Source organism: Ruegeria sp. H6 (assembly GCF_056532975.1).
The window spans coordinates 339,197-359,232 of sequence record NZ_JBQFOA010000001.1; the positions used below are offsets into that span (position 1 = coordinate 339,197).

Genomic DNA, 20,036 nt, shown 5'->3' on the forward strand with positions numbered 1-20,036 from the left:
TCTATTCCTCTGCTGTTGGTTGGTTCGTGTTATGAATGACGGTGCCGCCGGTGGTGGCGGCACGGTAAAGGGCAAATCGCGCCTCGGCTTTCTCGGACTTCTGTGCCGGCTCGGCTGGTGCGCGCGTTTCCGCGATTTCCTCCCAGAAATGGCAGGCGGTCTGATGCCCGTCTCCGTCCAGAACGGGGCTTTCGGTTTTGCACTGGGCCCGCGCATAGGCACAGCGCGTGTGAAACCGGCACCCCGACGGCGGGTTTGACGGGTTTGGCAATTCACCCAGCAATTCGGGTGCTTTTTCCCGGTTCGGCGCGTCCATCATCGGGATGGCCGCCAACAATGCCTGTGTGTAGGGATGACGTGGACGCGACAGCACATCTTCGGCCTGGCCCACTTCGACAAACCGGCCCAGATACATGACGGCAACCCGGTCGCTCATATGCCGGATGACGCCCAGATCATGAGCGATCACAACAAGGGTCAGGCCCAATTCGCGCTGCAAATCCGCCAGAAGGTTGATCACCTGCGCCTGAACCGAGACATCCAGCGCCGAGACCGGCTCATCCCCGATGATAAGACGCGGTTCCGCCGCAAGCGCGCGGGCGATCCCGATCCGCTGCCGCTGGCCACCGCTGAATTCATGCGGATACCGGTCAGCATGGGCCGCGCGCAGGCCAACTTTGCGCAATAACGCGGCGACGCGTTCACGCCGGTCCGTTGGGCTGAGTTCGGGCGCATGTACTTCAAGCGGTTCACCCACCAACTGACCCACGCTCATCCTTGGATTGAGCGACGAAAACGGGTCCTGAAAGATAAACTGCATGTCACCGCGCAGGGCTTTCAGATGTTCGCCTTGCGCATGGCTGACATCCGTGCCGTCGAATTTGACAAGGCCATCCGTGGGTTCAAGCAACCGCATCAACAGCCGGGCCAGCGTGGACTTGCCGCAACCGGATTCTCCGACGATGGCAAAGGTCTCACCCTGCCTGATCTGTACTGAAACGCCATCAACGGCCTGCACGGCGGCTTTGCGCGATAGCCATCCGCCATCGGCACCAAAGTGCTTTACCACATCGACCGCCTCAAGGATGATCTCGCCGCTCATGCGCTGACCCTCACATGCGCTTCGAGCGGGGCAAAATGGCAGGCGACCTCATGCCCTGCGCCTTGATCTTCCAGTTTCGGCCGACCGGTGCAGAGTTCCGTGGCAAAGGCACAGCGACTGCGGAACCGGCATCCGCTTGGCATATTGGCAATTGTCGGAACCGTACCCGGCACGATGGCCAGTGGTTCGCCCGGACGGTCAAAACGCGGCATCGCGCTCATCAATCCGATCGTATAAGGGTGCTGAGGGTTGTCGAACACATCCCGCACCGGCCCCTGTTCGACAACCTGCCCGGCATACATGACCGCGACCGTGTCTGCGATTTCGGCAACGACACCCAAATCATGGGTGATCATGACGGTGCCCATGCCCGTCGCATCCCTCAGATCCCGGATCAGGTCCAGGATTTGCGCCTGAATGGTGACATCCAGCGCGGTTGTCGGCTCATCTGCAATCAAAACATCAGGATCATTCGCCAGCGCCATGGCGATCATCACCCGCTGGCGCATACCACCGGACAATTGGTGCGGATATTGTCGCAACCTGCGTTCAGGGTCCGCGATCCCGACGCGCCCGAGCATATCCTTGGCGCGATCCATCGCGTCGCCGCGCCCTACATCGCTATGGCGCTGTACAACCTCGGCAATCTGATCCCCAATCCGGAACGCGGGGTTGAGCGAGGTCATAGGTTCCTGAAAAATCATCGAGATCTTGTTGCCGCGCATATTGGCTGGCAGTTGTTCTGTCGATAGATCCCAATTTTCAGCCAGGATCGACAGGTTTCCTGAGGAAATTTGCGAGAACTTCGGTGGAAGCAACCCCATCAGCGCCATCGACGTGACGCTTTTACCGCATCCGGATTCCCCTACGATACACAGAACCTCACCCTGGTGCACACGAAGGTTGACGCCCTGGACAACATCGTTCGTTTGGCCTTTGAAACTCAGCGTGAGGTTCGAAAGCTCCAGTAAAGTCCGACGGCTCTGATGGCCATTGGGGGTCTTGGCATCAGCGGTGTTCAAGCGGGTGACCTCGATTCGAAGAGTACAAACCAATTATAAATAGGTTCGCTCACTTTGCCAGTTTTTTTCACCCATCAGGCGAAAAGCCTGCGACGGGCGCCTAAAATTTCAGCTTTATCAGTTGAAAATAGGAGCGGAGTCAGCGCCCGAAATAGAAGTTCGGACCCTGAATGGGCATCAGAGAAGCAGGCAGGAAGCGGGATGCTGATCACCCCAGCTGCAATTGTGATTTATTAAATGATCTATGTGTCTTTGGCCAAACCGTTGGCCTTGGCCACAAAGTCCACCAGATGCGGGATGTAGTCTTCCGGCCCGTCTCCACCCGTGTTGACCGCCAGAGCCACCGAGTTCTTGATCGCATTGCCTACCGGGTTGGCGACACCGGCGGCGTCGGCCATCGATGCCAGATAGCGCATGTCCTTGTATGCGTTCGATAGGGTGAATTTGTGCGACTCCCGATTGCCCTCGACAGCGTACCCCATGAAGGTCTGATAGAATCCGCAATCCATGCGCGAGCCGCGGATGACGCTGTCAAATTGTTCGACTGAAATGCCCACTTTGCGGCTCAGCGACAGAGCCTCGGCATAGAGAGCACCGTATCCGAGCGACAGAAAGTTGTTCAGCAGCTTCATCTTGTGCCCCGACCCCGTGGGGCCCAGATGCACGATAACCTGAGCCCAGCAGGCCAGGATCGGACGAACCCTGGCAAACGTGTCATCGGTCGCGCCGACCATGGTGCTCAACGCGCCAGCCTCGGCCTGAACCGGAGTGCCCCCGAGCGGCGCATCCACAATCTCGCACCCTTGATCCGCGAGGCGCGCGGCCAGCTTTTCGGTTGATGTGGGGTCGGAAGTCGAGCAATCGATGACGACTGCGCCCATTTTGAGATGAGGCAACATGGCGCCCACGATGTCTTCGACCTGAGGCGATCCGGGCGCACAGATATGGATGACGTCGCACAAGGCCGCGAGCTCCTGCAAATCCCGCATCTCGGTTGCGCCATGCGCCATAAGATCCTCGACCGGCGCGCGGTTTCGGTGCGCAATGACGGCTACAGGATAGCCCTTGCTCAAGATGTTTTTAGCCATCCCGTGGCCCATAAGGCCCACGCCCACAAATCCGATTTGGGTCTTTGACATCCTGGCTTTCCTTTTTCGGTTGCTTTGTCTGCTTTCGATGGAGTGTTGGATTGAGCGCCCTAGATGGAGCCCGCCTCAACCATATAGTTCGACGCCGTGCACATGGCAGAATCGTCCGAGGCAAGGAACAACACCATCCGCGCAACATAGATCGGTTCGATCAGGTCGGGCAGGCATTGTTCCTTTTTCTGAAACTCAATCGCGTCCGGCGTGACCCAAAGGTCCTTTTGCCGTTCTGTCATGATCCAGCCCGGAACGATTGTATTAACGCGTATCCTGTGACCGCCCAGATCGCGCGCCATGGTCCGCGTCAGACCGTGGACACCGGATTTCGCCGTCGCGTAGGCCGGGAAACCGCCCTTGGTTTCCCACCACGAATTCGAGCCGATATTGATGATCGAGCCTCCGCCGGCTGCAATCATGCCCCGGGCGACGGCCTGGATGGCAAAAAACATATGGCGCAGGTTCGTTGCCATGCGCTCATCCCAATATTCCGGCGTCACGTCTTCCCAATTGTGCCTGTCATCGCGCGCGGCATTGTTTACAAGAACGTCGAATGGCCCCAGGCTAGCAATCGCCTCTTGCAGCGCAGCTATGTCACGCAGATCACATAACGCGTACCGTGCGCCTGTTCTGTCGGCCACCTGTTGCGATGCCGAAGCATCGCGATCCAGAAAGGCAATATCCGCCCCCTGTTCAGCAAAGGCTTCGACTGTCGACGCCCCAATGCCGGACGCACCGCCTGTTACCAGCACGCGCTTGCCTTTCAGGCTTGGGTAATGTGCGAACTCGGGCATTTGAGCCTCCCCGTGATGTTATGCGTCCTCGTAACTGCAAAGGACGTCTTGTTTGCAAAACTTACCAATGATGGTGGACATAAGGCGCCAGCCGCGATGCGTAGAGTTCGCGCAACGCCGCCATGGTCTCGGCTGTCAGCGGGGGAAAGCCGCTGGCCGCCGCGTTCCCTTTGGCCTGTGTCGCCGTCTTTGCCCCCGGAATGACGACGCTGACCGCATCTTCCATAAGGATCCAGCGCAAGGCGAACTGCGCCATCGTCATGTTCTGAGGCACCAGTTTCCGAATTTCATCGACAGCGTCGAGCGCTATGTCAAACGGCACACCGGCAAAGGTCTCGCCTTTGTCGAAGGCTTCGCCATTGCGGTTATAGGCCCGGTGGTCTTCCGGCGCGAATTCGGATGTTGCGCTCATCTTGCCGGTCAACAGGCCCGAAGCCAGCGGCACCCGTGCGATTACGGCAACATCGCGCGCTTTGGCTTCGCGAAAGAACAGCTGCGCGGGGCGCTGTCGGAAGATATTGTAAATGATCTGAACCGAAGCGACGCCGGGAAATTCCAACGCCTTAAGGCCTTCTTCGACTTTTTCGACCGAAACACCATAGCCCTTGATTTTCCCGTCCGCGACAAGGCCCTCCAGCGCGTCGAACACTGCGGGCTGATAAAAGACCTCGGTGGGTGGGCAATGCAATTGAACAAGATCAAGACAATCCATCTGCAGATTTTCCCGCGACCGATCGACAAATGCCGACAGGTTTTCCCGCGAGTAGCCGCTTGCCAGATGCGGAGAAAGCCTCCGCCCTGCCTTGGTCGCGACAAAAGGCCGGTTCCCACCGCGCGCCTTCAAGACATCAGCGATGATACGCTCGGACCGTCCATCGCCGTAGACATCCGCAGTGTCAATAAAACTGGTTCCAGCATCCAGCGCCGCGTTGAGTGCAATATGCGCGTCCTCTTCTGAAACAGCACCCCAATCAGCGCCGATGGCCCAGGCGCCAAACCCGATTTCGGAAACGCGGCGGTCCGTTCGACCGAATAGTCTTGTTTGCATGAAATTGCCCTCAGAGGATTGGTCAGGAAGGTCGGGCCGTACCAACAGCAGTCACCACCCGATATTAAAAATACGAAGACCCGGTTCGACGGGTGTTCTTCATTTCGCTCAGAAATGCGATCTCAGGCAGAAATAGGCCCAATGGACTTGAAGTTGAATTGCTATTAGTTGAACCTAGTTCAATCCAAAGCTGAGGGGCGTTCACTATTCAAAAAGCCAGCCAGACAAATTTCGCAGATCTACGCCTCTTTCTGACCATCATGCGCCGTCGCAGTTTCACTGCCGCGGCGATTGAGCTTGGCGTGACGCCATCAGCCGCCAGCCATGCCATACGACGGCTGGAATCCAAATTGGGCGCAAAGCTTCTGAACCGGACCAGCCGTTCCGTCATGCCGACGGATCTGGGCACCGAGTTTGCCAAAACTCTGGAGAAAGGCTTCGACACGATTGAGCAGGCGCTCCAGGACATCGACGCGCCGGGTGCTGCCAGCTTCAGCGAGTTGCGGATCAATGCATCTTCGGATGCGGCCTATCTGCTGCTTGCGCCTGCCCTGCCCCACTTTGTCGAAAGGTGCCCCGATATCCGCCTGAGCATGGCCGTTGAAGAACGCCCTATCGACATCGTGGCAGAAGGGTTTGATGCAGGCATCAGATATGGACACCACGTGCCCGAAGATATGGTTTCAGTTCCCTTGACCGGCCCCCTGCGATGGGTCGTCGTCGGCGCGCCCAGCTATTTGAACGCGAGGGGCACCCCTGAGGTTCCGTCGGACCTGAGCCATCATACCTGCCTGCAATTGCAGTTGGGCGACGGGTCAAATTACGCTTGGGAATTGCAAGAGAACGGTGTGGATCGCGCCCAAAAAGTGCCGGGCAATATCACGATCAAAGACACAGCAACCACCATTTCCGCGGCCAAGGCCGGATTGGGCCTTGCCTATGTGCTGCAGTCACGCGTCGCCAAGGAATTGAAGGAAGAAAGCTTGCGCATCGTGTTGGACGCGCATGCCTCACCGGATGAGCCCCTTCACATCTATTATGCAAGTCGGCGGCACAAACATCCCGGCCTTTCCGCGTTGACCAACATCATTCGAAAACAACATAAATTGCCGCCGATCTGACACGAAGCACCAAAGTGCAACCGGTGGTGCAGATGTCCTTTCCCAATGCGTGAGAACGACCCCATGGGCTCTTTCACCTGTGTTTTCGCAGCTTGAACTTTCATTGTTTTTTTCTTGTACACAATTTGAATACTGAATAGATATACCTAGTTGATCGTAGAAACTGCGGCGATTCCGTTTTCGCCTCGGGTTGCGTCGTTCGAAAGGAGTACACAGATGAAGGACGCCTCGCGTCGCAAGAAACAGCAGCTTTATGCGTATCTGAAAACATCCGTCATGACGCTTGCGCTGAAACCGGGTGCGGATCTGGATGAGGCGACCCTATCTGAGCAGTTTGACCTGTCTCGAACGCCCTTGCGCGAGGTATTTCGCCAGCTTGCCGGGGAAGGCTATCTTGAGCTGCGCGATAACCGCGGTGCCCGTGTGTCGGACATGTCCTACACAACACTGCGCGATTTCTTCCTGGCCGCTCCCATGATTTACGGTGGTATTCTGCAGCTCGCCGCGGTGAATGCAAAGCCTGATCAGATTGAGGCGCTGAAGCAGGCGCAAGACGCCTTCAAAGCCGCGCTGCGGTCGGGTTCCGGTGCGGACCGCGCAATGGCCAACAACCTGTTTCACGAGATCACCGGCGAAATGGCCGATAACATCTATCTGCTGCCCTCGTTCAAACGGCTGCTGATCGACCATGCCCGTGTTGGCATGACGTTCTATCGGCCGCAGGACGCGGCCATGGCCGAAAATCTCGCTGTCGCCAGTTCCCAGCATGACGCCATCATCGCCGCCATCGAGGCGGGCGATGAGGCGGCTGCTGCGCAGCTGGCCATCGATCACTGGAACTTGTCCCGCGACCAGATCGAGCTGTTCGTCACGCCTGCCGGGCTTGACCTGCCGCTGGGATCCATGGCGCGAAAAGACCCTGCATGAGGATATAGATGACCCCCCTATTCAAATTCGAAGGGATCTACACACCTGTTGTGACCCCTTTTCACGATGATTGCAGCGTCAATTGGGACGCGCTGTCGGACGTGATCGACTATCTGGTTGAAAATGGCGTGCATGGCCTGATCTCGGGCGGCTCGACCGGTGAAAACTATGCCCAACCCGTGGCCGAGCGCCTTGAGGTGGCGAAGTTCACCCATGACCGTCTGAAAGGACGCCTGCCGCTGGTTGTTGGCACGGGGGCGATGATGACGCCGGATTCGATCGCGCTGGCGGCAGGCGCGCGCGAGATCGGGGCGGATGCGATCCTGCTGGCCAGCCCGGCCTATTCGGTGCCCACCGACCGGGAAAATGCGCTGAACGCTCTGGCCATCGACAAAGCGGCTGATCTGCCGGTGATGCTCTATAACTATCCGCACCGCACCGGCACCATGATGGGCGAGGAATTCCTGGACCGTGTGGGCCGCAGCCGCAATTTCTGCGGCATCAAGGAAAGCTCGGGCGATATCAACCGGGTGCACCTGCTGGCGCGCGACTATCCGCATATCCAGCTGGGCTGCGGCATGGACGACCAGGCGCTGGAGTTCTTTGCCTGGGGGGCGCCGTTCTGGGTCTGTGGCGGGTCGAACTTTCTGCCAGCCGAACATGTGGCGCTGTACAATGCCTGCGTGGTCGAGGGCAATTTCGACAAAGGCCGCCGCATCATGAGCGCAATGCTGCCGCTGATGCACGTGCTGGAACAAGGCGGCAAGTTCATCCAGACCATCAAGCACGGTGTCACCATGAACGGCATTGATGCTGGCATCATGCGCCCGCCGCTGAAGGGCCTGAACAAGGATGACAAACGCGCGTTGGAACAGGTCACGCGCGTGCTGAAACGCAAAATCGCCTATATCGTGGCAGAAGGATAAGACACATGGCTCTGCTGACACAGGACGAATACAAATCCATCGCCGCAGGTCTGGACCTGCCAACCGGCGCCTTCATCGACAGCGGTTTCCGCCCGGCGATTTCAGGCAAGACCTTCACCACCATTAACCCGGCCACGGGTGAAACCCTGGCCGAAATTGCCGCCTGCGGGTCCGAGGATGTGGATTTTGCAGTCGAAAAGGCGCGCGACGCATTTGATGATGGTCGCTGGTCGAAACTGCACCCGTCCGAGCGCAAGGACGTGTTGATCCGGCTGTGCAAACTTATGACTCGCAATGCCCGCGAGTTGGCAGTGATGGAAAGCATCGACAGCGGCAAAACCATCTATGATTGCGAGACCGTGGATGTGCCCGAAACCATCCATTGCCTGAAATGGCACGCGGAAGCCATCGACAAGATCTATGATCAAGTCGCCCCGGCCAGTGACGATCACATCGCCATGGTGGTCCGTGAACCGATCGGCGTGGTGGGTCTGGTGCTGCCATGGAACTTCCCCTTGCTGATGCTGGCCTGGAAGATCGGCCCGGCGCTGGCGGCGGGCTGTTCGCTGGTGATCAAGCCGGCCAAGGAAACCACCCTGACCGCGCTGCGCGTGGCCGAACTGGCGATGGAAGCGGGTGTGCCTGCCGGTGTTCTCAACATCGTGCCTGGCGGTGGCGGCGATGTGGGCGAGCCCATTGGTCGCCACATGGATATCGACATGGTGTCCTTCACCGGCTCGACCGTGACGGGCAAAAAATTCCTGACCTACTCGGCAGAAAGCAACGCCAAAGAGGTGGTGCTGGAGATGGGCGGCAAGAACCCCGCCATCGTCATGGATGACGCCGAAAATCTGGACCGCGTGGCCCAGCATCTGGTCAATGGCGCGTTCTGGAACATGGGCGAGAACTGCTCGGCCTCGTCCCGGCTGATTGTGCATAAGGACGTGAAGGCGGAATTGCTGGAACGCATCGCACATCACGCCAAACAGTGGAATATCGGCGATCCGCTGGACCCGGAAACCCGCATGGGCGCGCTGGTGTCCAAGGCACATTTCGCCAAGGTCTGCAGATATCTTGAGAAGGCCGAGAATGTGCTGATCGGCGGCAAGGCAGTGAACGGCTTTGTCGAGGCCACTGTGGTCGAGGTTGCGGATAACAAGGCCCTGCTGGCCCGCGAAGAGATCTTTGGCCCGGTTCTGTCGGTGATCGAAGTGTCCAGCTTTGATCAGGCGATTCAGGTCGGCAACGACACGGAATATGGTCTGTGCGCGTCGATCTTCACCGCCAATGCCAAACGCGCCATTCGCGGGGCACGCGCGCTGCGGGCCGGGACGGTCACAGTCAACAGCTTTGGCGAAGGCGACATCAGCACGCCGTTTGGTGGCTATAAACAGTCGGGTTTTGGCGGACGAGACAACTCGGTCCATGCCCATGATCAATACACTCAGTTGAAAACGATCTGGATTGACCTGGCAGATGACGAAGACGAGGCCGTGAGTTGACGCGGTACACCGCAAAATCGCTGCCGGTTCACCGTGGACCGGCAGCCTGGAATACCATTCTGGGCCCCCAGACCCCGGCAATGGTGCTGGAGGAGCACTTGACCTCCGATTTTGTGATCATTGGCGGCGGCTTTGCCGGGCTGAGCGCCGCGCGACGTATCACGCAATTGCAGCCCAAGGCACAGGTCGTAGTGATCGAGGCCGGGCGCGTCGCCGAAGGCGCAGCGGGGCGCAACTCGGGTTTCATGATCGACCTGCCCCATGATCTGGCCTCGGACGATTATGCCGGCGGCTGTCATGACCGCAAGATGATCACTCTGAACCGGCAGGCCATCGGCTTCGCCCGCGCTGCGGTCGAGGAATACCAGATTGATCCGAACTATTTTGACCCGGTCGGCAAGGTCAACGGCGCCGTCAGCGACACCGCCGCAGCGCATAACAAAAGCTATGCGCGGCATCTGGCCTCGCTGGGCGAAAACAGCCAGGCGATGGACGCCCAACAGATGCATGAGCTGACCGGCTCGCGCCATTATATCTCGGGTCTCTACACGCCGGGCACAGTCATGCTGCAACCCGCCGGATACATTCGGGGATTGGCCGCAGGTCTGGCGGGTCAGGGTGTGCGTATTTTTGAGAACAGCCCTGTGACCCGTTTTGAGCGCAACGGGACCGGCTGGCGGGTTCAGTCTGCCAAGGGTTCGGTTACGACCTCTAAACTGGTGCTGACAGTCAACGGCCATCTGGAAAGTTTTGGCATCGAACGCGATCGGCTGATGCAGGTGTTTCTGTTCGCCGCCATGACCCCGGAACTGGACAGCAATGCGATGACCAAACTGGGCGGGCAACCCCGCTGGGGTGTTACCCCGTCCGATCCGATGGGCACGACCATGCGCCGTATCGATACCGGTCAGGGTGGCAACCGTATTGTTACCCGTACCTGCGCGGCCCTGCGCCCCGGGATGACAGCCACACAAAACGACCTGAAACGCGCAGCCCGGGTCATGCAGCGGAAATTCGATCAACGGTTCCCGCAATTGGCCGGGATGCAGATGGAACATCAATGGGCCGGGCACCTGTGCCTCAGCCGCAATGGCGTTTCCGTCACCCGCGAGGTTGATGCCGGCGTCTATACGGGCTGCGTTCAAAACGGGCTGGGCACCGCGCGCGGCACCTTGACCGGCATCGCTGCGGCTGAACTGGCCTGCGGCCATGTCTCGGAAATCTCGGCTCATTTTAGCACCGAAGCCGCACCCAAACGTCTGCCCCCCCAACCTTTTCGTCAAATTGGTGCAAACACCGTTTTGCGTTGGAAAGAGTGGAAAGCGGCAGCGGAGTAGCAAGGAATTGCAATAACGCCAACAATAACAGCCAGACAATGGCGGCAAACCACGACACGGGAGGAAACTGATGTCGATAAAAGAACCGTTTACGGATTTGGAGATAAAGACTGCGGATAGCGGTTTTTATGAAAACAACAGCGTGCCGATTGCGCTGATCAGCAAGGGTATCATGGTTGCTCTGGTGCTGTGGGCTTTGGTGTTTCCGGCCAATGCCAACGGCACATTGGGCAGCTGGAACGGCCAGCTTCTGGAGGTGTTCAACAGCTTCTACATCGTCATTGTAGGCCTGTTCTTCTTCTTTCTGGCGGTTGTGGCCATCCTGCCCGGCACCGGCAAGCGCGTCATGGGAACCCCGGGTGAAAAGCCGGAATTTTCAAACTTTTCCTGGTTCTCGATGATGTTCGGGGCCGGTCTGGGTGTCGGCCTGATGGTGTTTGCCACGGCCGAGCCTCTGGGCCTGTGGGGATCAAACCCCGTGGTCGTCGCCGGTAATGTCGAAGCCAATGCACCCGAGGCGGTGCAGTCGGCCTATCGCTACACCTACCTGCATTACGGCTTCCATGCCTGGGCGATCTATGTGGTTACTGGCCTGTCGCTGGCTTATTACGCCTATACGCGCAACATGCCACTGACCATCCGCTCGGCGCTGACGCCGCTGTTCGGCAAGCTGATGAACGGCTTTCTGGGCCATGTGGTCGACGTTCTGGGTGTGGTTGCGACCATCCTGGGTGTGTCGGTCACCATCGGCTATGGCATCAGCCAGTTCATCGACGGTGTATATGCGATCACTGGGGTTGAGTGGGTCATGGATCTGGGTGGCGACGTACCGGCACCGTCGAAGGTCGGCCTGATCTCCGGTCTGCTCGTGATCATGGGCCTGTCGATCATCTCGGCTGTGTCTGGTGTTGGCAGGGGCGTGAAATACCTGTCAAACCTGAACCTTGTTCTGTCGATCATCCTGCTGGCCACCTTTGTCGTGTTCGGATCGTTCATCTTCGCCATGACCACCTATGGTACTGCCATGGTCGACTATATCTTTCACTACATCTCGCTGAGCTTTGTGTCCTATGGCCCGCTGTCCGCAGAAGCCTTTGCCGCAGCCCTTCCCGCCGAAGCACAGGCCCATGCCGATGCCCTGATGGGTGGCGCAACCAACGCCTGGGGCAGCTTTGACGGCTTCAAGAGCGGTCTGGAAGGCGCCGCTGCCGAGCTGGACGAGGCCACGCTGGCCGCTGCCTATGCAGCCGGTGAGCAAGGCCGTCAGTTCGGTTGGCAGGCCGGTTGGACCACGTTCTACTGGGCCTGGTGGATCGCGTTCTCGCCCTTTGTGGGCCTGTTCCTGGCGCGCATCTCCAAAGGCCGTTCGGTGCGTGAGTTCATCCTGGGCTGCGTCTTCGCACCTGCCCTGGTCTGCTTTGCATGGATGACCGTACTGGGTGGCACCGCAATCGATCTGGAACTGGCCGGTGAAGCCGGTGGCGCGATCATCGGAGCATCGAACACCAACAAGCTGTTCACCACCCTGTCCTTCATGCTGGACGGCGGGCTGCTGTCGATGCTGAACGTGATGTGCGTGATCTTGATCATGACCTTCCTCGTCACCTCGGCGGACTCGGGCATTCTGGTGATGAACACGATCATGTCGGGTGGCAGCCAGGAAACGGGCATCAAGCACCGCATCATCTGGGGTCTGATCCTGACGGCGGTGATCGGCGCGCTGATCCTTGCGGCGGGTGAAAACAACCCTCTGGATGCGTTGCGCAACGCGATGATCATCGGAGCACTACCGTTTACCATGGTGATGGGCCTGATGTGCATCGCGCTCGGCAAGGCCCTGTTCCGAGACGGAATGCGTGACAAGCACGGCACCCATCAAACGCAAGCCGCCGAATAACAAGGGGCTTATCCAAAACACTCTGCGTCGCCCAAATGGGCGGCGCTTTTTTGTTTTCTGAAGGCACAGTTTCTAAGTCCGACATCCGCAGCCTGATCCGGCGCGAGGTCTGTTGCAGAAACTTCTGCCCGTGTCGTTCAAAAGACAGCGGTGTCGCAAACTGGCGCGCCCGAGGTAGAATGATCGCTCTACCCTTTTCTCCATGAATGACACACAACTTCGGATCGCCGAAAATCTTGACCGTCAGTTTTCGGAAATGGGGTTTGCCACCCAGGGCGTCGAAGCATTGCGCAATGGCGCCAATGTCTCATTGCGCACGCTCTACAAGTATTTCCCCAGCCGCGAGGCAATGGTGATCGGCGCGCTGAGACACCGGGATACGGCCTATTCCAATTGGATCGGTCAGGATGAAAAGGACGGTGCAGACCATGTTTTGCACGTTCTTGCGCGCCTGTCCGATTGGTTGTCCGAGGTGTCGAATACCGGGTGTCTGTTTCGCAATGCCCTTGCGGCCTATCCCGAAAGTGAACCGATCCGCACCACCGTTGAGGCGCATAAATCGCATGTGCGACAGATGTTTCGCACGCGGTTGTTGAAGGCCGATCCCTCTTGCGATGCGCAGGCCCTTTCCGAGGCGCTGTTGATACTCCACGAAGGGTTGACGGAAAGCGCGCGCCTGATGGGGGTCGAAAAGGCGTCTGACGCCACGCTGCGCTGCGCCCGCGCATTGCTGAACGCGGCGAATATTCACGAGCGTCGGATCAACCGGCCCAACGACGAAAAGGAATTGTTGTGAAGATCAAGGAAATCCACATCTACGCGCATGACCTGCCTGTCAAAAACGGCCCCTACACCATGGCAAATGCCGAGGTCTGGGCGCTGGACACAACTCTGGTCAAGCTGGTGGACGAAAGCGGCATGGTTGGCTGGGGCGAAACCTGCCCTGTTGGACCTACCTATGCCGAGGCCCATGCCAGCGGCGCGAGGTCCGCTTTGACCGAGATGGCCAAGGGCCTGGTCGGCGCGGATCTGTGGCCCGTGGCCCTGCACCACAAGATGAACAGCCTGTTGCACGGGCATAACTATGCCAAGGCGGCCATCGATATCGCGGCCCATGACCTGATCGGCAAGAGGCTTGGCATCAGTGTCGCCGATCTGCTGGGGGGCGCCCTGACCGACCGGATCCCGTCTTACTACGCGACCGGCGTGGGCGCGCCGGATCAAATTGCCCAGATTGCCCGGCAAAAGATGGACGAGGGCTACCCGCGCCTGCAAATCAAGGTTGGCGGACGACCGGTCGAGATTGATATCGAGACCATCCGCAAAGTCTGGGAGGTTGTCCGCGGCTCTGGCATGCGTCTTGCGGTGGACGGGAACCGGGGCTGGACCACGCGTGACGCGCTGCGTGTCAGCCGGGAATGTCCCGATATCCCCTTTATCATGGAACAGCCCTGCGACACCTATCAGGATCTGCAAAAGATCCGTCCGCAGGTCAGTCACGGGATCTACATGGACGAAAACAGCGTCGATCTGAACACGGTGATTTCGGCTGCCGGAACGGGCCTCGTCGACGGTTTTGGCATGAAGGTCACGCGGATCGGAGGGCTGCAGAACATGCGCTCTTTCCGCGACATCTGTGAGGCGCGAAACCTGCCCCATACCTGCGACGACAGTTGGGGAGGCGACATTATCGCCGCCGCCTGTACGCAAATCGCATCCACTGTGCGCCCGACCCTGATGGAAGGGGTCTGGCTGGCCGCGCCGTATATCGACGGACACTATGACCCCGAACATGGGGTCCGGATTGTTGACGGTCATATCCAGCGCCCAACAGCTCCGGGCCTTGGCATAACGCCCGATGAAAGCCTGTTTGGCGAACCCGTCGCATCGTTCTGAGGAGAACCAGATGATACCCAAGACCATGCACGCCGTTCACCTTGTCGGTCACGGCGGTATCGAGATGCTGGAATATCGCACGGATATTCCGGTGCCGCAGCCCGCAAAGGGCGAGGTTCTGATCCAGGTCGCTGCGGCGGGGGTAAACAACACCGACATCAACACGCGCATTGGCTGGTATTCGAAAAAGGTCACCGGCGACACCAACAGTGGCGGGGCGGCGGGCTTTGAAACGGTGGACGATGATGATGCCAGCTGGTCGGGTACGCCGCTGTCTTTTCCGCGCATTCAGGGCGCCGATGTCTGCGGCTATATCGCGGCGGTTGGAGAGGGCGTCAACCCTACCCGGATCGGAGAGCGTGTGATCGTCCGCAACATGCTGCGCAGCTATGTCGACTACCGTCCGTACGAATGCTGGACCATCGGCAGCGAATGTGATGGCGGCTTTGCGCAGTTCACCATCGCCCCATCGCGCGAGACCTTGGCGGTCAATTGCGACTGGGACGATGTCGAGCTTGCCGCCATTCCCTGTGCCTATTCCACCGCCGAGAATATGCTGCATCGAGCAGGTGTCGGGGCCGAAACCATTCTGATCACGGGCGCCTCGGGCGGCGTGGGCTCGGCCGCTGTGCAACTGGCCAAACGCCGGGGTGCGCAGGTGATCGCGCTGTGTTCAGCCGCCAAGACCGATGCCGTCCGCGCCCTTGGGGCGGATCACCTTTTGGACCGTGACGCCGATCTGGTGGCTGAATTGGGCGCAGGCTCTGTCGATCTGGTTGTCGATCTGGTGGCCGGGCCGCAATGGCCCAGCTTGTTGGAGGTTCTTCGGCGCGGCGGGCGCTATGCTACCGCCGGAGCGATTGCGGGTCCGATCTGCGAGATCGATGTGCGCACGCTCTATCTGAAAGACCTCACGCTGTTCGGATGCACCTTTCAGGAAGACATCGTCTTTGAAAATCTGGTGAAATACATCGAGGCTGGCGAAATTCGCCCGGTGGTCGCCGGGACCTATCCGTTGCGGGATATTGCAACAGCGCAAGAGGATTTTCTGAGCAAGTCCCATACAGGTCAGCTGGTCCTGATCCCGCCGCAGGTGAAAACATGAAAATCCGCAAGATCGAGATGTTTCAGGTGGACCTGCCTTATGCGCATGGGTCCTATGAGCTGTCTGGCGGGCGCACCTACACCAGCTTTGACGGAACGTTTGTCTGCATCACGGCAGATGACGGCACTGAAGGTTGGGGCGAGAGCACGCCCTTTGGTCCCAACTACATTGCCGCGCACGGGCTGGGAGCACGCGCGGGGATCACCGAGATTGCACCTCATCTGATCGGTCGCGACCCGCGAGAGGTCGACCGCATCAACGATGCGATGGATCAGGCGCTGACCGGGCACAACCATGCCAAGGCCGCAATCGACGCAGCCTGCTGGGATCTGTTCGGCAAATCTGTGGGCCTGCCGGTTTGTACCCTGCTGGGTGGCGCGACGGGTCGGCGCCTGCCGACCATCAGTTCAATCTATGCCGGAGCGCCCGAAGACATGCGCGCGCGCGTCGCGGAGCATCGTGCCAAGGGGTATCGCGGCCACTCGGTCAAGATCGGCGCATCCGAAGCCGAAGGCGGCCCAGCTCTGGATGCCGAACGCATTGCGGCATCACTGGCCGACCGTCAGCCCGGTGAGTATTTCATTGTCGACGCCAATGGCGGGCTGGTGCCGGAAACGGCCCTGCGCATGTTGCGCGCCTTGCCGACCGGTCTGGACTTTGTGCTGGAAGCGCCCTGTGCGACCTGGCGGGAAACCATGTCCTTGCGGGACCGCACCGACGTTCCGATCATTCTGGACGAGTTGAGTCAGATGGACGAAGATGTGGCCCTTTTGGTGGCCAACGATCTGGCCGACGGGATCGGGCTGAAGATCACCAAAGCGGGTGGATTGACCCATGCGCGCCGCCAGCGGGATATTTGCCGCGCCGCCGGTCTGACGATGAGCGTTCAGGACACGACCGGGTCGACCCTGGCCTTTGCCGCCATTGTTCATATGGGCGCGACGGTTCCCAGCAACCTGCTGCGCTGCGTTCTGGATACGCGCGACATCATCGAACACCAGATCGGCTCGTTCCATGCACCGGTTCAGGACGGGGGCGTCGCACCTCCGGATGCGCCCGGGCTGGGCGTGACCGTCAGGCGCGAGTTGCTGGGCCCTGCCGTCGCTATTTGGGAGAGCTAGATCATGTTTCAGGACAAATGCGCACTTGTGACAGGCGCCGCCGGTGGAATCGGCAAGGTGATCGCCGAAAAGCTCCGCGAGAATGGCGCGAAACTGGCTGTTGCCGACCGATCCACGGACGGGATCGAGGCCGACGTGCACCTGCCTGGCGACCTGCTGGACCCGCATTACAGCGATCATCTGGCCGCCGCAGCGCAACAGGCTTTGGGGGGTCTGGACATAGTGATCAACAACGCAGGCGTCATCACCCGCGGCCCTGTGACCGAGACCTCGGATGCCGATTGGGCGCTGTCGATGGGCGTGAATGTCGAAGCCCCGTTCCGCATCTGCCGCGCGGCCATCCCGCTGATGGCCAAGACCGGCGGAGGGGCCATCGTCAACACCTCATCCTGCTGGGGCGGCAAAGCCCCCGGCCCGAACCATGCGCTCTATTGCATGACCAAGGCGGCGATTGCGTCGCTGACCGAATGCATGGGCATGGATCACGCGCATCAGGGCATCCGCATCAACGCAGTTTGTCCGAACGAGGTGAACACCCCCATGCTGCGCTCGGGGTTTGAGAAACGTGGCTTCGACCCCGACAAAGCGGTGGCCGAACTGGGCAAAACCGTCCCACTGGGCCGCATTGCCGAGCCCGAGGACATTGCCGATGTCGTCCTGTTCCTCGCCTCGGATGCGGCACGGTACATGTGTGGCGCACTGGTCGAGGTCAACGGCGGGAAACCGGTCGCATGAAGCGGTTTGACGGCAAAGTGGCACTGGTCACCGGCGGGCGCTCGGGGATCGGGCAGGCCATCGCCGTACGCTTGACCGACGAAGGCGCGCGGGTCTTTACCGCGCAGCGGGGCGCGGATGACCGTTTCGAAGGGATCGCGGCCGATTTCACCGATCCCACCTCTCCGGCGCAGGTGGTGGCCGAGGTCGTCGCGCGGGCCGGACGTCTGGACGTGCTGGTCAACAATGCCGGAATGATGCAAGAGGCTGGTGTCGAGGGCATGAGCCTTGCTGACTGGCAGAAAACCCTGACCGTCAACCTGACAGCCCCGTTTCTTTTGATACAGGCCGCGCTGACCCATTTGCGCAAGACCCGGGGCAGCATCGTAAACACCGGTTCGATCGAAGGGCTGGGCAGCAATCCCGGTCACGCGGCCTATTGCGCCTCCAAGGCCGGGTTGCACGGGCTGACCCGCGCTGTTGCGGTGGATCACGGGCCCGAGGGCATCCGCTGCAATGCCATCGCGCCGGGGTGGATTGACACTGACCTGAACCTCGACTTTATCGAAACAATGCCCGATCCAGAAGCGTTTCGCCGTGACATCGGCAAAATCCACCCCATCGCGCGGACCGGCAAACCCGAAGAAGTGGCAGCGCTGGTGGCTTTTCTGGCCTCCGAAGAAAGCGGGTTCATCACCGGTCAGGTCTATACCGTTGACGGCGGACGAATGGCGCAGCTTAGCCTGCCCTGACACTGACCGTTTGGGCTGGGCAATAACGCGGGCTCAATACGTCTGGTTCAACTCCTCCGCCGCGGGAATTTCCCGTTCGCGGCGGGCGATGTATTCCAGCAATTCTTCGTTCCTGGCCTCGTCCAGCTTTGGTTCTTGATATTCCGCCAGCAGCTTTTTGGCGTAATTCAGCGCGCGTTCTGTGATTTCAACACCGCCTTCAGCCTGCCACTGCTCGATCGAGTTGTTGTCGAACAGGTCGGGCATGAAGAACGCTTCCTGGAAATTGTCCTGCGTGTGCGGATGACCCAGATAGTGGCCTCCCGGGCCCACATCAGGAACCGCCGCCGCAGCCTGATCAAAGTCGTGCCATTTGGGACCTTCCGCCATGCGGTACGCCATGGCGCATTGTTCTGCGTCCACGACAAACTTGGCGACCGAACAGTGCATGCCCGCTTCGTTCCAGCCCGCCGAGTGCCAGATATAATTCGCGCCCGCATGAACGACCGCGCCCAGCGTGGTGGCGGATTCGTACCCGGCCTGCGCGTCAAACGTCTTGGCCCCGCCCAACGTGTTTGAGGTCCGCCACGGCACGTCATAAAACCGCGCCATCTGGCCGATCATGAAGTTCATCAGACTGATCTCGGGCGTGCCCGCCATCGGTGCGCCGGATTTCATCGATACGGTCGACAGATAATGCCCCCAGATCGCCGGGCAACCTTTGCGGATCACCTGTGTGTAGGCCAGCGCCGACAGCGCCTCGGCCGTCAGCTGCGCCACGGTGGCGGGCACCGAAGCGGGTGTGTTCGCGCCACCCAGAACGAAGGGAGAGCACAAAACCGGCTGATTGCGGCGGCAGAAGGCGCGCATCGCGCCCAGCATGGTTTCATCCCAGACCAAGGGGCTGTTGCCGTTGCAATTACCAGTGGTAACAGGGTGATCGTCGATGAACCCTTCACCAAACAGGATGTCACACATATCCATCACATCCTCGGCGTTTTTGGGCGAGGTCGTCATACCCATAAACGTCTTGTCCGAGTATTTCATCGACGAATAGGTGATGCGCAGATGGCGCTGGCTGATCGGGTGATCGTAGGGCTCCACGATGTGGTGGGCCGAACTGTGCAGCGCGGGCAACATGTGGCTGAGCTTGTGGAACATCGCCAGATCTTCCAACAGCGGATTGCGGCGCACATCCTCCAGATCGCGCAGGAACGGTGCCCCTGTCATCGGCACGAATATCGCGTTCTTGCCGCCCAGCTTGACGTTCTTGTTCGGATCGCGCGCATGGTACGTAAATTGCGCCGGAATGGTCGAGATCAGATCGCGCACCATGTTCCGATCCAGATAAACCAGTTCACCACCGACTTTGGCCCCGGCCTTCTTCCAGTCTTCCAGTGCAATGGGGTCACGGAACTGAACACCGACATTTTCAAGAATGTCCATCGCAGCAGCGTCGATACGTTCGACCTGTTCTCGGTCCATGACCTCGCAATTTGGCAGCTTGTTCACCAGTCCGGGAAGCATATCGAATTTTGGCGCTGTACGAATGGCGCGGCGAGCAGAACGCCCGCCAGAGCGGGAACGAATGCGGGTTTCAGTGGTCATCGGGAACCTCCAGAATTTTCTGAACCATCACATTTTTTGAAAG

18 protein-coding genes are annotated in these 20,036 nt (G+C 59.5%); 12 read left to right on the forward strand and 6 right to left on the reverse strand.

What is annotated here, in order from left to right; all coding sequences use genetic code 11:
* Position 1: 1 nt before the first annotated feature.
* The 5 genes from ACR0AG_RS01630 to ACR0AG_RS01650 all read right to left on the reverse strand — a co-directional run bounded on the left by ACR0AG_RS01630 (position 2) and on the right by ACR0AG_RS01650 (position 5,108).
* Positions 2–1,102: an ABC transporter ATP-binding protein gene (locus tag ACR0AG_RS01630; protein WP_480835751.1), complete on the reverse strand. Its 1,101-nt coding sequence runs from the start codon at positions 1,100–1,102 to the stop codon at positions 2–4.
* On the reverse strand, positions 1,099–2,124 hold the full coding sequence (locus ACR0AG_RS01635) for an ABC transporter ATP-binding protein (RefSeq protein ID WP_480835754.1): 1,026 nt from the start codon (positions 2,122–2,124) through the stop codon (positions 1,099–1,101). The genes ACR0AG_RS01630 and ACR0AG_RS01635 overlap by 4 nt, the downstream gene beginning before the upstream one ends.
* A 242-nt stretch (positions 2,125–2,366) precedes the next feature.
* A complete protein-coding gene (locus tag ACR0AG_RS01640; protein ID WP_480836857.1) occupies positions 2,367–3,314 on the reverse strand; it encodes an NAD(P)-dependent oxidoreductase in 948 nt (315 codons plus the stop codon).
* A gap of 8 nt (positions 3,315–3,322) precedes the next feature.
* On the reverse strand, positions 3,323–4,060 hold the full coding sequence (locus tag ACR0AG_RS01645) for an SDR family NAD(P)-dependent oxidoreductase (RefSeq protein WP_480835757.1): 738 nt from the start codon (positions 4,058–4,060) through the stop codon (positions 3,323–3,325).
* A gap of 61 nt (positions 4,061–4,121) precedes the next feature.
* Entirely contained in the window at positions 4,122–5,108 is a 987-nt protein-coding gene (locus ACR0AG_RS01650) for an aldo/keto reductase (protein WP_480835760.1), read from the reverse strand.
* A 206-nt stretch (positions 5,109–5,314) separates the two neighbouring features.
* Here ACR0AG_RS01650 and ACR0AG_RS01655 point away from each other — a divergent pair, with 206 nt between their 5' ends.
* The 12 genes from ACR0AG_RS01655 to ACR0AG_RS01710 all read left to right on the forward strand — a co-directional run bounded on the left by ACR0AG_RS01655 (position 5,315) and on the right by ACR0AG_RS01710 (position 18,406).
* Positions 5,315–6,229, forward strand: coding sequence for a LysR family transcriptional regulator (locus ACR0AG_RS01655; RefSeq protein WP_480836859.1), 915 nt, complete (start codon positions 5,315–5,317; stop codon positions 6,227–6,229).
* 216 nt (positions 6,230–6,445) lie between these two features.
* Positions 6,446–7,156 carry a GntR family transcriptional regulator gene (locus tag ACR0AG_RS01660; protein WP_480835762.1) on the forward strand — a complete coding sequence of 237 codons (711 nt, stop codon included), beginning with the start codon at positions 6,446–6,448 and terminating at the stop codon, positions 7,154–7,156.
* An 8-nt stretch (positions 7,157–7,164) separates the two neighbouring features.
* On the forward strand, positions 7,165–8,082 hold the full coding sequence (locus ACR0AG_RS01665) for a dihydrodipicolinate synthase family protein (RefSeq protein ID WP_480835763.1): 918 nt from the start codon (positions 7,165–7,167) through the stop codon (positions 8,080–8,082).
* Positions 8,083–8,087: 5 nt separating this feature from the next.
* Entirely contained in the window at positions 8,088–9,584 is a 1,497-nt protein-coding gene (locus ACR0AG_RS01670; protein ID WP_480835766.1) for an aldehyde dehydrogenase, read from the forward strand.
* Positions 9,581–10,921, forward strand: a complete 1,341-nt coding sequence (locus ACR0AG_RS01675) for an NAD(P)/FAD-dependent oxidoreductase (protein ID WP_480835769.1) — start codon at positions 9,581–9,583, stop codon at positions 10,919–10,921. Before ACR0AG_RS01670 ends, ACR0AG_RS01675 begins: the two co-directional genes overlap by 4 nt.
* 70 nt (positions 10,922–10,991) lie before the next feature.
* A complete protein-coding gene (locus ACR0AG_RS01680; RefSeq protein WP_480835772.1) occupies positions 10,992–12,818 on the forward strand; it encodes a BCCT family transporter in 1,827 nt (608 codons plus the stop codon).
* Between the two features lie 202 nt (positions 12,819–13,020).
* The gene (locus tag ACR0AG_RS01685; RefSeq protein WP_480835776.1) at positions 13,021–13,614 is read left to right on the forward strand and encodes a TetR/AcrR family transcriptional regulator; all 594 of its coding nucleotides are present in this window, start codon (positions 13,021–13,023) and stop codon (positions 13,612–13,614) included.
* Positions 13,611–14,714 (forward strand): mandelate racemase/muconate lactonizing enzyme family protein, encoded by a 1,104-nt coding sequence (locus tag ACR0AG_RS01690; RefSeq protein ID WP_480835778.1) that lies wholly within the window; start codon positions 13,611–13,613, stop codon positions 14,712–14,714. The genes ACR0AG_RS01685 and ACR0AG_RS01690 overlap by 4 nt, the downstream gene beginning before the upstream one ends.
* Before the next feature lie 10 nt (positions 14,715–14,724).
* Positions 14,725–15,819 (forward strand): alcohol dehydrogenase family protein, encoded by a 1,095-nt coding sequence (locus ACR0AG_RS01695; protein WP_480835783.1) that lies wholly within the window; start codon positions 14,725–14,727, stop codon positions 15,817–15,819.
* Positions 15,816–16,940, forward strand: a complete 1,125-nt coding sequence (locus ACR0AG_RS01700; RefSeq protein WP_480835786.1) for a mandelate racemase/muconate lactonizing enzyme family protein — start codon at positions 15,816–15,818, stop codon at positions 16,938–16,940. The genes ACR0AG_RS01695 and ACR0AG_RS01700 overlap by 4 nt, the downstream gene beginning before the upstream one ends.
* A 3-nt stretch (positions 16,941–16,943) precedes the next feature.
* Positions 16,944–17,675, forward strand: coding sequence for an SDR family NAD(P)-dependent oxidoreductase (locus ACR0AG_RS01705; protein ID WP_480835788.1), 732 nt, complete (start codon positions 16,944–16,946; stop codon positions 17,673–17,675).
* On the forward strand, positions 17,672–18,406 hold the full coding sequence (locus tag ACR0AG_RS01710; protein ID WP_480835791.1) for an SDR family NAD(P)-dependent oxidoreductase: 735 nt from the start codon (positions 17,672–17,674) through the stop codon (positions 18,404–18,406). Before ACR0AG_RS01705 ends, ACR0AG_RS01710 begins: the two co-directional genes overlap by 4 nt.
* Before the next feature lie 33 nt (positions 18,407–18,439).
* On the opposite strand, the gene ACR0AG_RS01715 is transcribed toward ACR0AG_RS01710, so the two are convergent.
* Positions 18,440–19,993, reverse strand: coding sequence for a trimethylamine methyltransferase family protein (locus ACR0AG_RS01715; protein WP_480835793.1), 1,554 nt, complete (start codon positions 19,991–19,993; stop codon positions 18,440–18,442).
* Positions 19,994–20,036 lie beyond the last annotated feature (43 nt).

What these genes read in the sequence shown, in the direction of transcription:
- ACR0AG_RS01630 (WP_480835751.1), bottom strand. Translation starts at nt 1,102, where the DNA reads ATGAGCGGCGAGATCATCCTTGAGGCGGTCGATGTGGTAAAGCACTTT.
- ACR0AG_RS01645 (WP_480835757.1), bottom strand. Translation starts at nt 4,060, where the DNA reads ATGCCCGAGTTCGCACATTACCCAAGCCTGAAAGGCAAGCGCGTGCTG.
- ACR0AG_RS01650 (WP_480835760.1), bottom strand. Translation starts at nt 5,108, where the DNA reads ATGCAAACAAGACTATTCGGTCGAACGGACCGCCGCGTTTCCGAAATC.
- ACR0AG_RS01660 (WP_480835762.1), top strand. Translation starts at nt 6,446, where the DNA reads ATGAAGGACGCCTCGCGTCGCAAGAAACAGCAGCTTTATGCGTATCTG.
- ACR0AG_RS01665 (WP_480835763.1), top strand. Translation starts at nt 7,165, where the DNA reads ATGACCCCCCTATTCAAATTCGAAGGGATCTACACACCTGTTGTGACC.
- ACR0AG_RS01670 (WP_480835766.1), top strand. Translation starts at nt 8,088, where the DNA reads ATGGCTCTGCTGACACAGGACGAATACAAATCCATCGCCGCAGGTCTG.
- ACR0AG_RS01680 (WP_480835772.1), top strand. Translation starts at nt 10,992, where the DNA reads ATGTCGATAAAAGAACCGTTTACGGATTTGGAGATAAAGACTGCGGAT.
- ACR0AG_RS01685 (WP_480835776.1), top strand. Translation starts at nt 13,021, where the DNA reads ATGAATGACACACAACTTCGGATCGCCGAAAATCTTGACCGTCAGTTT.
- ACR0AG_RS01695 (WP_480835783.1), top strand. Translation starts at nt 14,725, where the DNA reads ATGATACCCAAGACCATGCACGCCGTTCACCTTGTCGGTCACGGCGGT.
- ACR0AG_RS01700 (WP_480835786.1), top strand. Translation starts at nt 15,816, where the DNA reads ATGAAAATCCGCAAGATCGAGATGTTTCAGGTGGACCTGCCTTATGCG.
- ACR0AG_RS01705 (WP_480835788.1), top strand. Translation starts at nt 16,944, where the DNA reads ATGTTTCAGGACAAATGCGCACTTGTGACAGGCGCCGCCGGTGGAATC.
- ACR0AG_RS01710 (WP_480835791.1), top strand. Translation starts at nt 17,672, where the DNA reads ATGAAGCGGTTTGACGGCAAAGTGGCACTGGTCACCGGCGGGCGCTCG.
- ACR0AG_RS01715 (WP_480835793.1), bottom strand. Translation starts at nt 19,993, where the DNA reads ATGACCACTGAAACCCGCATTCGTTCCCGCTCTGGCGGGCGTTCTGCT.